Consider the following 12,250-nt stretch of genomic DNA (forward strand, 5'->3'; position numbering starts at 1 on the left):
AAACGGCCAGCGTCTACATCAGCAGCCCGATGGGGGAGTACATGTCAGTGCCCGTTTCAGACCGCAGCCCGGCGCGGTATTCACCCGTCCCGCACCTGTTCCGGCTCTCCGTCATCCCGGCCATCGCCGCGGTGGGCTATTTCCTCTGGATCTCGCTCGGAGTCTGGGGCAAGCACGGCCTGGACTTCAGCGTCTACTGGTACGGCGGCAAAATCCTCAACGACGCCGGCGCGGCACCCTCAGCACTGTATGCGGGCAACGTGGACTGGGCCGGCGGGCCGGGGCTGATGTTTACCTACCCGCCGTTCGCCGCCATCGTCTTCGGACTCTTGGCCCGGCTGCCCCTGGCGGCGGCGCTGACTCTGTTCAACGCCGCCGGGGCGGGGGTGGCGATCCTGGCCGCGGTCCGGACGGTCCGGTACTGGAACGCGAAAGCCTCCTGGCGCGACACTTTCCGGGCACCGGGCAACGGTTGGGCCGCCGCCGTCCTGGTCCTGGCGGTGCTGAACCTGGGTCCCTGGCGCGAGACCCTGGTGTTCGGCCAAATCAACGCCTTGCTGATGGGCCTGATCGCCGTGGACCTGTTGGCCCGCAACCGGCGCTGGGCCCGCGGTTTCCCCGGCAGCGGCTTCCTGGTGGGCGTCGCCGCCGGCATCAAGCTGACGCCCCTGGTGTTCGGGCTCTACTTTCTGGTCCGCAAGGACTGGCGCGGGCTGGGCAACATGGCCGCCGGCTTCACCGCCACCGTGGCGGCCGGCTGGCTGCTCCGGCCCGCCGAATCCCTGCAGTTCTGGCTCCAGATGCTGCCCGACACGTCCCGGATGGGGGGAGCGGGCTATGTGGACAACCTGTCCATCAAGGGCGCACTGCTGCACTTCGGCGTCCCGGAAGCGCACGTCACCGTGCCATGGCTGCTGCTGAGCCTGGCGGTTGTGGCCGTGGGCGCCGCAGTGATCAAGGCCGCCAGCGACCAGGGTGCCCGCGTCGTGGCCGTCTCGGCGACGGCGCTCACCATGCTGCTGATCAGCCCGGTCTCGTGGTCCCACCACTGGGTGTGGGTCGCGGCGGTCTTTCCCGCCTTCGCCTGGACCCTGCGGGAAGCTCCGCGCCGGTACGTCGGGATGCGCTGGACCATGGGCGGCGTGCTGGGCCTGTCGATCCTCGTATTCCTGTTCTCGCCCAAGACCATCGGTACGGCCCTCGGCGCCGAAAACCTCGACATCCAGACGCCCGGGGTGTGGATTATGGCCTCCAGCGCCGGCGTCTTCTGCGCCCTGGCCCTGCTGGTGTGCTGGCTCGTGGCCCTGCGGCGGGATCCGCTGGGGCCGGAGCCGGACCTTGCCCCCGAGCCGGTTGCCGAACGGAACGTCCGGGCCGCCGTCTCCACTTCCGCAGTCTCCCCGTAGGCGCCGCGCACTTAACAGGCGCCGCGCCGGCCGCCGCCGCTAGGCTGTTCGGCATGAGCTCCCCCGACGGACGTAAGACGGCCCTTGTCACCGGTGCCGGCCGGCTCGCCGGAATCGGCGCGGGCATCGCACGCCGCCTCGCCGCCGACGGCTGGGACCTTGTGCTGACTTACTGGCAGGACTACGACGCCCGGATGCCTTGGGGGGTCCAGCCGGACGACGTCGAACGCCTCACCGCCGAGCTCCAGGCGACCGGCGCCGCCGTCGTGGTGCTGCTTGCGGATTTCCAGGACCCGTACGCCGTGGACCGGCTGATGTCCGCCGCCGCGGCGGAGGCCGGCACCTTGCAGGGCCTGGTCCTCAGCCACGCAGAATCCGTGGACTCCTCCATCCTGGACACGTCCCTGGAGAGCTTCGAGAGGCACTTTGCGGTCAACACCCGGGCCAGCTGGCAGCTGATTGCCGCTTTCGCCCGGCAGGCCGGTCCCGACGGCGGGGCCATCGTGGCCCTGACCAGCGACCACACCGCTTTCAACCTGCCCTACGGGGCCTCCAAGGGCGCCCTGGACCGGATCGTGATTGCCGCCGCCCGCGAACTCGGCCCGCTCGGGATCAGCGCCAACGTCCTGAACCCTGGACCGGTGGATACCGGCTGGATGGATGCGCCGCTCCGTGACGAACTGGGCCGCCGGCACCCCGGCGGCCGGCTGGGCACACCGGCAGACGTGGCCGGCACCGTCGCGTTCCTGCTCTCGCCCGAGGGCCGCTGGATGTCCGGGCAGCTGGTCAAGGCCGACGGCGGCTTCTCCGCCTGAGCCCGCCCGCACTGCGGTGACGCTCTGATTCATGGAGCGCGTGTGGTGTTGGGCAGCATCCGGTGGTGGCCGGATCCGGTCAGCCGGCGGTCAGCCGGCGCTCAGCCGGGCGAGGGCTGTTGCCAGTTCGGTGGCGGCGCCTTGGAGGAGGCAGGCAGTCTCCCGTGCCCGGGTCCTGCGTCCGGACTGGAGGTCGGCACCGATGAGGTCGGCGATGAGTTCGAGCCGGCACGCACCGGCCTTGGATGCGGACCAGGACAGGCTTTGGGCGGCCAGGCGCGCGTCCTCCCAGTCCCCGGCGGCCAGGGCCTGGTGAATCTTTTCGACCCGGTGGGGAAGCATGAGCTGGAAGGTGCTGACGAAGTCGTGGAACTTCCACGATTGGACAGTCCCTGTGCTCTCCTGAAGCCGGTCGCGGTTCAGGACGGGTGCCGCGCTGATGCGGGCCCGGTGCCGGTGGGGTCCCTGGTCTGCAGCGGACATGTCCTGGCCGTCCGCGCCCGCGCCGGCAGGGGCGTGCCGTGCCGGAAAGAAACGAAGTGTCCACGCGGCTGGCTTTGCGTTGAGACTCATGATGTCCCCCTTTGGCGATGGCACCACTGTACGAAAGCGCCCCAGGGAGAGCACGAGTGTTGGCTACCCGAAACCCGGCAGTCACCACCTGTATCACTGGCCTCGTCCGTATCGCGTGACGAGCGGACACGGAAACACGGAAACACTGCGCGAAATGCCCCGCGGCTCTCAGCGGAAGGCGGGCAGACCCGTGATGTGCTGGCCCAGGATCAGGATGTGGACCTCGTCGGTGCCCTCGTAGGTCCGGACGGATTCCAGGTTGGCGGCGTGCCTCAGCGGGGAATGGTCCAGCGTGATGCCGTTGCCGCCCAGAATCGTGCGAGCCTCCCGGGCAATGCTGAGCGCCTCCCGCACGTTGTTCAGCTTGCCGAGCGAGATCTGCTCCGGACGCAGCCTGCCGGCGTCCTTGAGCCGGCCCAGGTGCAGGGCCAGGAGCGTGCCCTTCTGGATCTCCAGGACCATGTTCACCAGCTTCTCCTGCGTCAGCTGGTATCCGGCCAGCGGCTTGCCGAACTGCAGCCGCTCCCGGGAGTAGGCCAGCGCGGCCTCGTAGGAATCCCGCGCGGCGCCCATGGCTCCCCACGCGATCCCGTACCGGGCCTCGTTGAGGCAGGAGAACGGGCCGCGCAGCCCCCGCGCCGCGGGCAGCAGCGCCTCCGGGCCCAGCCGGACGGCATCGAACGTGATGTCGCACTGGATGGAGGCGCGCATCGAGAGCTTCTGCCCGATCGGCGTCGCGGTGACGCCCGCGGTGCCGGCAGGGACGAGGAAGCCGCGCACGCCGTCGTCGGTCATGGCCCACACCACCAGCACGCCCGCCACGGAGGCAAGTCCGATCCAGCGTTTCGCGCCGTCGAGGATCCAGCCCGCGTCGTCGCCGGAGCCGTCGCGACGGGCGAAGGTCTTCATCGAGGCAGGGTCCGAGCCGGCCGTGGGCTCGGTCAGGGCAAACGCGCCAATCAGCTCGCCGGCGGCCATCCGGGGAAGCCACTCCTGCTTTTGGTCCTCGGAGCCCCACTTGTGGATGGCCGTCATGGCGAGGGAGCCCTGCACGGAGACGAACGTGCGGACGCCCGAATCGCCGGCCTCGAGTTCCATCGCCGCGAGGCCATATTCGACGGCGGAGCGGCCGGGGCAGCCGTAGCCCTCCAGGTGCATGCCGAGCACGCCGAGCTCGCCCAGTTCCGGGGCGAGCTCGAGGGGGAACACGGCGTCCTCGTACCAGCCGGCAATGCCCGGCCGGATCCGCTGGTTCGTGAAGTCGCGGACGCGCTCGCGCACGGTGCGCTCCTCCGCGCTCAGCAGGGAATCGAGGGCCAGGACATCGGAGACGTCGGAAAGGGTGGCCCCATTGCTCATGCCAGCTTCGTTGCTCATGCCAGCATCCTACGGCCGCCCCTGCGCGGGCACGCCGCAGGCCTACACTGGTGCCATGGAAACCGCATCCGTGCTTGCTGTCTGCAGGGTTCACCAGCTGCTCGATGATCCCGGCAGCGTCGGGGTCACCGCGATCGACAAGCGCCCGGTGGACGGACCGGTGAAAGTCCACAAACTTGGCCTGCGCGGTGATATCCAGGCCAGCAGGATCCACCACGGCGGCGAGGACCAGGCCCTCTACGCGTACTCGCAGGACGACGCCGACTACTGGGCCGGCGAGCTCGGGCGGGACATGCCGCCGGGCATCTTCGGCGAAAACCTCCGGATCACGGGCCTGACCGCCTCCAACGCCGTGATCGGCGAACGGTGGAAGGTCGGACTGGACGTCGAGGTGGAAGTCACCTCCCCGCGCATCCCCTGCGCCACCTTCCAGCGGCGGATGGGCGAGCCGCACTGGGTCCAGCGGTTCACCGAGGCGGGGAGGGTGGGCACCTACCTCCGGGTGGTCCGGACCGGCAGCATCGAGGCCGGAGACCACATCCACCGGCTCTTTGTCCCCGCCCACGGCGTGACGATCGTCAAATGGTTCACCGATCCCACCCTGGAGGACATGGAGGCGCTGCGCGACGCCGACGCCGACGGCCAGATCCGCCTGCAGCCCGAGTACCACCAGAGGTTCGAACAGCTGCAGCGCCGTCTCGGGGTCTAGGGATGGGGAGCCGGTGTGCGCAAGCTCACCAGCCGCCGTCGGCCTCTCAACTACCACTGTTCTGTTCCATGCCCTACACTTGAAATATCCCCCACTCCGGAAATCCCTTATTCCTGCCCAATTCTTGAGGCAGGACTGGCAAGTGTTGGGGCCCGCAAATGTGATGCGGGCATTTTCATAGGGAGAGCCGGCAAAAGAAAACGCTGTACAGACTGCTGGGATAGCAGCCAAGAGATGCAGCGGGAAGTCCTGCCACGGGATTGCGAAAGCGCCGGACTTCTGTGACCCGCCGGTCAACCGTACGCCCGGCAATCGTGTCACGCGTACTGCGGCTCCGCTCACCTCGGGTTGTGCCGCTTGGCCCCTATGGATGAGGAAATTTCACCTATGCCCGAAAATCAGAACAACTCCGTCGACACCGAACTCGCCACCGCGAACAGCCAGGGCGACGTCGAGACTTCTGAAACGGCTGCCCCCGCAGCCGGCTCCGCCCCGGAATTCACCGAGGCTCCTGCGAACGTTGTAGCACCGGCCGCCGAGGCTGCCCCGCAGGCTGAGACCAAGACCAAGACCGAGGCCACCTCCGCCCCGGCCAAGGACGAGGACGCCGAGGAAGAAGGCGTCAAGTTCGTGGACCTCGGCATCGACGGCCGCGTCCTGGCCGCCCTGCAGGACGTCGGCTACGAGAAGCCGTCCCCGATCCAGGCAGCAACCATCCCGCTGCTGCTCGAAGGCCGCGACGTCGTGGGCCTGGCCCAGACGGGTACCGGTAAGACTGCAGCATTCGCAGTACCGGCACTGTCCCGCCTGGCCGAGCTCCACGACCTCAACGGCCCGTCCCGCAAGACCCAGGCCCTGGTGCTGGCCCCCACCCGCGAGCTCGCGCTCCAGGTTGCCGAGGCCTTCACCTCCTACGCCAAGCACATCGACGACTTCACCGTCCTGCCGGTGTACGGCGGCTCCGCCTACGGCCCCCAGCTCGCCGGCCTGCGCCGCGGCGCCCAGGTTGTTGTCGGTACCCCCGGCCGCGTCATCGACCACATCGCCAAGGGTTCCCTGGACCTCTCCGAACTCCAGTACCTGGTACTGGATGAGGCCGACGAGATGCTCCGCATGGGCTTCGCCGAAGACGTTGAGCAGATCTTCCAGCAGACCCCCGCGGGCCGCCAGGTTGCGCTGTTCTCCGCCACGATGCCGAGCCAGATCCGCCGGCTCTCCAAGCAGTACCTGAACAACCCGGCCGAGGTGCAGGTCAAGTCCAAGACCACCACGGGCGCCAACACCCGCCAGCGCTACCTGCAGGTCATGGGCCCGCACAAGCTCGATGCGCTGACCCGCATCCTCGAGGTCGAAGAGTTCGAGGGCGTCATCGCCTTCGTCCGCACCAAGATGGCCACCGAGGACCTCGCCGACAAGCTGCGCTCGCGCGGCTTCCAGGCTGCCGCCATCAACGGCGACATCCCGCAGCAGCAGCGTGAGCGCACGGTCGAGGCCCTGCGCGACGGCAAGATCGACATCCTGGTCGCCACCGACGTCGCCGCCCGCGGCCTGGACGTCGAGCGTGTCAGCCACGTGGTCAACTACGACATCCCGCACGACACCGAGTCCTACGTCCACCGCATCGGCCGCACCGGCCGCGCAGGCCGTTCCGGCGACGCGATCCTGTTCATGACCCCGCGCGAGAAGTACCTGCTGCGTTCCATCGAGAAGGCAACCCGCCAGCCGGTAGAGCAGATGCACCTGCCCACGGCCGAGACCGTCAACACGCTGCGCCTGGGCAAGTTCGCCGAGCGCATCACGGAGACCCTCGAGTCCGAGGACGTCGCAGCGTTCCGCGACCTGATCTCCTCCTACGAGGAAGAGCACAACGTGCCGGCCTCGGAGATCGCCGCCGCACTGGCCGTCATGGCCCAGGGCGGACAGCCGCTGCTGGTCAAGGAACTGCCGGCAGCGCCCGAGTTCCAGAAGCGCGAGCGCTCCAAGGACGGCTTCGGCTCACGCGGCCCGACCCGTACCCTGACCGAGGGCAACGCCACCTACCGGATCGCCGTCGGACGCCGCCAGCGCGTCATGCCGGGTTCCATCGTTGGCGCCATCGCCAACGAAGGCGGCATCTCCTCGGCCCAGATCGGCGGCATCGACATCCGCTCGGACCACTCCCTCGTGGAGCTCCCGGCGGACCTGAGCGCCGATCAGCTCAAGGCACTGTCCCGCACCCGGATCGGCGGCGAGCTGATCCACCTCGAGCTCGACAACGGCCGTAAGCCGGCCGGGGACCGCGGTTCCTACCAGGGCAACCGTGGCGGCGACCGCGGCGGAGACCGTGGCGGCTACTCCGGCGGCAGCGGCAACTTCAAGGGCAACGGCGGCTTCAAGCGCGAATTCCGCAAGAGCGACGGCGAGCGGTCCTCCGCTGACCGTGGCGGCCGCTCGTTCAGCGAGCGTTCCGAGCAGCGCACCTTCGGCGCGGACACCCGCAAGCCCCGCCACGAAGGCGGCTTCAAGCCCCGCAACAAGTGGTAACCACTAGCACCCTCTGAGAACGGGCCGGCTCCCTGAGCCGGCCCGTTCCCGTTTAAGCAGTCGGGCTAAGCATTCAGCCGGTGTTCGCTTCGTCACAGCCGCGGCCTCCGGCCGGTCCCGGGAGCCGGTCCGGGCCCCCAGGACCGCCCCGGGAGCCCGGATTTCCGCTGTTTCCGGCCGGTCCGGCGTCGTGCGGCCGCCGATTTGTTGGTGGGCGAATCTTCCGGTAGAGTATTTACTCGTTGCCCCCCTAGCTCAGTGGTAGAGCGCGTTCTTGGTAAGAACGAGGTCACCGGATCGATTCCGGTGGGGGGCTCTGAATGAGGGCCTGTGTCAAGGCGGTTTTTGACCGGCTTAGCGCAGGTTTTCCTCATTTACGGCGGTGTAGCTCAGTTGGTTAGAGCGCACGACTCATAATCGTGAGGTCGGGAGATCGAGCCTCCCCACCGCTACAGACAAAACCCCTGGAATCCTTGAGATTCCGGGGGTTTTTCTGCACTGTTGCGTGAGTGGCTTTCGAGAGCCGTCTCTTAGATTCTCCAGTAACAACCTCACTTTCTCTGGCAGGTGGCTACTTAATGGCTGCTTCTGGCCCATCGCGGCGCTGCAACGTGATTCATGTGGCCCTGAGCGGCCCTGTGCACCCGCCCCTGCTTGCGCAGTCTGCGTGGGGCCCCTGGGGTGCCGGTCCCTTGGACTACTGCCGCCAGGCGAGCCGCAGGGCCGCTGGTTGGATACCGCCGCTTAGCCGCTTAGACGTGCCCGACCCGAGTTTCTCGCAGCTCCACCGACTCCCGATGACTATGCAACGGGCAGTTGCTGCTCGGGCATTGAAGGGTTCCTCTCCCACGGCCGGAGAACAGTAGAGAAGAGACTCCGAAGATCCGGGGGTGCCCGGGCCAACGGGTACATCAAGAACGCCTACGACGACACCCAGTCCAAGGCGATGAGTGCGCATGGCCACGGTCCCGACAAAGGGGCGACATCGGCTGTCGGCGCGGACCGTTGGAAAGCCGCCCAGTTGGTGCCGTTAGGTGGGCGTGGGTAGACCCGGGGAGTGCGGGGAAGGCGCCTAGCGCCCCTCACAACTCTGCCTCTATCTCAGTACGTTGTGGACCACCCGCGGCAGGGGAGAAACGGTCATCAGTAAATGTGAACTCTGTTGGCCATTTATACCCACGCCGAAAGGAGGGCAGACGTCGGATTCTCCACCGCCAGCACCACCCCAAAACCCATAGGGCGAGCACTGCGACTAGTAACCCGGCCAAGGCCAGCCAAGGACCCCAGAAGCCTTGCTCAGCCAGCCACCGGAGTGGAGCGAGGGGCCATGCCTCTCCTGGTTCGACAGCAGGGACGGAAGCCAGAAGGTCTCGGAGGGGTGGCAAAGCAACAACAAGCCCAATCAGTGTTGCTATCAATGTGATCCACCAAGCCCGGCGGGCTGCGCGTTCAGCACTGCGGGTTGAGTATGCCGAGGCGGAAAGACTTAGCGCGGTTTCAATAGTTCTCCTGATTTCGGGCACTCCGAGGTCATCGAAAACGTGACGCACTATGTCTCGAGCCTCGCCAGACCTTAGGTCACGCTGGCGCAATTCTGAAAACAGCCGTACTGCTGTCCGGTAGCGTGCCCGCAATCGTCGTTCGCCCGCGACCATCCGTGAAACGTCTTCTTCCAAGGCGTGGAGGCGCACGTACGCGAGCAGCGCATACTCCAACACGAGCACGGTATTCAATTCATCGATTCCTCGTGGAGGGGTGCCCTTCCACTGGAGGTAGATAGCTGAGCCCAATTGGGCGAAAAGTGAGTGGTTGCGACTGAGAGATAGGTCTTTTGGGGGAAGTATGTGTTCGGCTACCTCACCATCATGGGAACTCCTAATCGTCAGACGGATAAGGTCTTCCTGATGCGTTCGTTGCCACTCTTCTGGACCACAACAGTGGCTAGATCCCACAATCGCGACGGGATAGGAAGTCCAGTAAGTGTAGGACCGCTTGATGATCCTCAAAACAGCGAGAAAATGCATGTGCAGAAGGTCCTGCATGGACACTGGTTCTGAATGCTCGATTACTCCGAGGGGCTGACCGGCATCGAGCGTGCCCTCGGAGAAGTCCGCCAAAGACTCCCAAGAGGTTCCCTGAATGAGGGGCGCCGACATCTCCGAACGCACGAACATTGGCTCTGGTCCCCACATCATGGCCAACACCTGCCGAACCTCCAGGGAGGTCTCCACGCTCAACGCCAAATCGAGCTGAGCGACTCCCGACTCATGCAACAACAGCCTTGGCTCGAAGACCACATGGTGTCTCTCTTCGGAACCGGGAAGGACAAAATCGTGGTAACTCTCCCTGAGCATCAGCCGCACGAACCCATCGCCATCACGATCCGGCCCCCCGAAAAGGTTTGCATCGCTCTGACGGATCGCGGCAGAAACAATCTGACGGTCTAAGTACCCCTTTTCCGCCTCAGCTAGCATTTCTAACGTGTCGACGTCGTCCTGATCAACCTCCATCTCGGGCTCTGGCATCGACCCTCCGGAGTCCAAGGCATCCTTTGGTCTTTCCACTTCATCCCGTTCGTCATTGCCGCGGGTAAATCGGAGCCTGGGAAGTACGCGCCGCACCGTGACGAACGGATGGAAGAAGAAGAGCCTGACCAAGCTGGTGAAGGATTTGGTTTCCGCGAAATCCTCCACGCGTGGTGCTGCCTTCGTGGAAAGCCACTTTCCTCTCAGATATGGAATCCCGAAACGCGGATGTCGCCTTGCGAAGGCGAATGCTCCGCTCCAGGAGTTTGACTCCGCGGCCTGTTCCATCATCGTGACGCTAGAGCGCAATTTGCGCATACGCCGGGCCTGCTTGCGGTACCTGTAGGGGACTCGCACGGCTGTCTCGGATGGCCAAGCAGCTGAAACGGCAAGATCGGCGTCCAAAAGGTAGCGGACCCATCGTGCCAGGTCCGTATGACCACGCAACGACACAGTAAGGACGTGATGCACTGAGGCGGAAGCGAAGGAAGGCCTATGGGTGTCCCCGACGCTCGGAAATCTGATCCGCGTCCATTCTTGCGGGCCTGTCATGCCGGGGTATCCGCTTCCCTCGATGCATTGGTCATTCCGGTCTTGCCTTTCTGAGTGACTGTTCTGGCCGCGTGATTGTGGGCAGCCCAGCGCAGAGACTAAGGCGGCATTCTGACAGTAGACGATGGCGCGGACCATATCGGTCAGCCGGGCGTGGTAGGCAGTCAGTTTCGACGCATCCCCAGATGTCGTCACCCATTAGGGCGTAATCATGCCCGCCTACCTTTCGTTAGCTCCATCTAACCCGTCAAAAACGACCGTTTCCGACCTGCCCATGGCAAGCCTCCGAAAACGACCCGAATGCCCCAATAGCGGTGGTCAGAACTCGTTGCCGGAAGCAAGGCCGGTCAAAACGTGAGCTGCAGGGTTTTTGACGGGTGGGCCATGTGTGTCGGCACAGTTAGCCGCAGGCGCCTCCCGCGCCTAGCGCTACAGCCGTGTGCGGGCGGGGCGGGTCATTTACCGCCGGGTATGGTGCGTTTGCGGAAGGTGCCAGCGATGGAGAGTTTGCTTGAGTACTGGATGGACCCGTAGCGGAAGAGATGGACGGCGAGTCTGAGGATGAGGAATCCGATGATGAAGAGTTCGGCGATGACGATGGTTGATTCGACGGGGGAGAGGGTGCCGAAGCCGTTGCGGAGCAGAGCGGTCACGGGCGCGGAGAGCGGGAAGTAGGTGAAGATCTGCACGATGGGTGCGTGCGGGTCGGAAATGATCAGTGTCATGGCGTAGAAGGGGACAAAGATCAGCGCCATCAGCGGCCCGAAGATGGTGCCGGCGTCTTTGGCGGTGGGCATGACAGCGCCGATCGCGACCAGGACGCCGGTGAAGACGGTGAAGCCGCCCAGCAGCAGCAGTGCCCCGACGATCATGGTGCCGGGTTCGAAGGTCAGGGTCGACAGGTCGAGGTCGGGCATGGCGAGTTTGTCGCGGAAGAAGGCGTATCCGACGACGATGGGGGTGAGGAAGACCAGGATCTGGACCAGGCCGACCATGAACAGGGCGATGACTTTGCCGATGATCAGGGTGGTCGGGTTCAGGGTGGTGAGGATCATTTCGGTGACCCGGTTTTCTTTCTCTTCCAGGGTGCTGTTGAGCATCTGGTTGGAGAGCAGAATGATCGAGACGTAGAAGATCAGCAGGAACATCAGCGGCGGGACGGCGGATCCGAGGCCGCCGGCGGGCTGGCCGTCCTTGAAGGTCTGGGATTCGGTTTTGACGTCGCCGCTGGCTGCGGCCATCAGTTGCGGGGAGCCGATCGTGGCCTGGGCTGAGGCGGTGAGGAGCTGTTTGGCGACGGCGTCGTACTTGCCGTTGTCGAAGATCCCCTGATCCTGCCCGTAGACCTTGACCGGCTGGGTGGCCGGGTCGGCGGGGTAGGCGAAGTAGGCGTCGGTTGCGCCGTCTTTGACGTCCTGGAGTGCCTTGTCCGGATCGCTGGCCTGCCGGCCGCCCATGGCGTTGGCGATGGCCGGGGTGATGAGTCCGGAGGCATCGGTGTAGGTGAAGGTCAGGGCCGCGGTCTTCTGGGCGTCGGCGCTGGCGGCGGTGGAGGAGTTGCTGAGGTAGATGAGCGCGAAGACGATCGCCATGACCACCGGGATGGCCAGGGTGGCGATCCAGAAGCGGCGTTTTTTCACGGTGCGCGTGAATTCGAACCCGACGACGGTGCCGAGGTTGTGACCGGCAAAGGGGCGCTTGGGCGTGGGCGGCGGGGTGGCCGGTGCCGGGGTGGGGGAGGGGAGCTGCGTGGAGGTTTTCTGTGTCACG

At 65.7% G+C, this 12,250-nt stretch carries 8 protein-coding genes and 2 tRNA genes; 6 read left to right on the forward strand and 4 right to left on the reverse strand.

Annotated elements, in window-relative coordinates; genetic code table 11:
- Positions 1 to 47 precede the first annotated feature (47 nt).
- Complete coding sequence (locus B5X90_RS03250; protein WP_256860030.1) at positions 48 to 1,406, forward strand: glycosyltransferase 87 family protein; 1,359 nt, start codon at positions 48 to 50, stop codon at positions 1,404 to 1,406.
- A gap of 53 nt (positions 1,407 to 1,459) precedes the next feature.
- A complete protein-coding gene (locus B5X90_RS03255; protein WP_079550075.1) occupies positions 1,460 to 2,221 on the forward strand; it encodes an SDR family oxidoreductase in 762 nt (253 codons plus the stop codon).
- Between the two features lie 90 nt (positions 2,222 to 2,311).
- On the opposite strand, the gene B5X90_RS03260 is transcribed toward B5X90_RS03255, so the two are convergent.
- Together B5X90_RS03260 and B5X90_RS03265 are read right to left on the reverse strand one after the other, a co-directional pair.
- Positions 2,312 to 2,794 (reverse strand): hypothetical protein, encoded by a 483-nt coding sequence (locus B5X90_RS03260; RefSeq protein ID WP_143264638.1) that lies wholly within the window; start codon positions 2,792 to 2,794, stop codon positions 2,312 to 2,314.
- Between the two features lie 168 nt (positions 2,795 to 2,962).
- Complete coding sequence (locus tag B5X90_RS03265) at positions 2,963 to 4,171, reverse strand: acyl-CoA dehydrogenase family protein (protein WP_256860031.1); 1,209 nt, start codon at positions 4,169 to 4,171, stop codon at positions 2,963 to 2,965.
- A 55-nt stretch (positions 4,172 to 4,226) separates the two neighbouring features.
- Between B5X90_RS03265 and B5X90_RS03270 the strand changes: the two genes are divergently transcribed.
- From B5X90_RS03270 to B5X90_RS03285, 4 genes are all read left to right on the forward strand, one after another.
- Positions 4,227 to 4,880 carry an MOSC domain-containing protein gene (locus B5X90_RS03270; RefSeq protein ID WP_079550077.1) on the forward strand — a complete coding sequence of 218 codons (654 nt, stop codon included), beginning with the start codon at positions 4,227 to 4,229 and terminating at the stop codon, positions 4,878 to 4,880.
- A gap of 387 nt (positions 4,881 to 5,267) precedes the next feature.
- Positions 5,268 to 7,403 (forward strand): DEAD/DEAH box helicase, encoded by a 2,136-nt coding sequence (locus B5X90_RS03275; RefSeq protein ID WP_079550078.1) that lies wholly within the window; start codon positions 5,268 to 5,270, stop codon positions 7,401 to 7,403.
- Between the two features lie 244 nt (positions 7,404 to 7,647).
- Positions 7,648 to 7,719: transfer RNA gene (locus tag B5X90_RS03280), tRNA-Thr, on the forward strand.
- Between the two features lie 62 nt (positions 7,720 to 7,781).
- Positions 7,782 to 7,855: transfer RNA gene (locus tag B5X90_RS03285), tRNA-Met, on the forward strand.
- A 630-nt stretch (positions 7,856 to 8,485) separates the two neighbouring features.
- On the opposite strand, the gene B5X90_RS03290 is transcribed toward B5X90_RS03285, so the two are convergent.
- Together B5X90_RS03290 and B5X90_RS03295 are read right to left on the reverse strand one after the other, a co-directional pair.
- Complete coding sequence (locus tag B5X90_RS03290; RefSeq protein ID WP_079550079.1) at positions 8,486 to 10,096, reverse strand: hypothetical protein; 1,611 nt, start codon at positions 10,094 to 10,096, stop codon at positions 8,486 to 8,488.
- Positions 10,097 to 10,935: 839 nt separating this feature from the next.
- Positions 10,936 to 12,249 (reverse strand): ABC transporter permease, encoded by a 1,314-nt coding sequence (locus B5X90_RS03295; protein WP_079550080.1) that lies wholly within the window; start codon positions 12,247 to 12,249, stop codon positions 10,936 to 10,938.
- Position 12,250: the final 1 nt, after the last annotated feature.

Origin of the sequence: Arthrobacter sp. 49Tsu3.1M3 (assembly GCF_900168135.1) — a bacterium.
Classification (GTDB): Bacteria; Actinomycetota; Actinomycetes; order Actinomycetales; family Micrococcaceae; genus Arthrobacter.

Coding starts and splice junctions, on each gene's coding strand:
- B5X90_RS03265 (WP_256860031.1), bottom strand. CDS start 4,171: ATGAGCAACGAAGCTGGCATGAGCAATGGGGCCACCCTTTCCGACGTC.
- B5X90_RS03275 (WP_079550078.1), top strand. CDS start 5,268: ATGCCCGAAAATCAGAACAACTCCGTCGACACCGAACTCGCCACCGCG.
- B5X90_RS03255 (WP_079550075.1), top strand. CDS start 1,460: ATGAGCTCCCCCGACGGACGTAAGACGGCCCTTGTCACCGGTGCCGGC.
- B5X90_RS03270 (WP_079550077.1), top strand. CDS start 4,227: ATGGAAACCGCATCCGTGCTTGCTGTCTGCAGGGTTCACCAGCTGCTC.
- B5X90_RS03260 (WP_143264638.1), bottom strand. CDS start 2,794: ATGAGTCTCAACGCAAAGCCAGCCGCGTGGACACTTCGTTTCTTTCCG.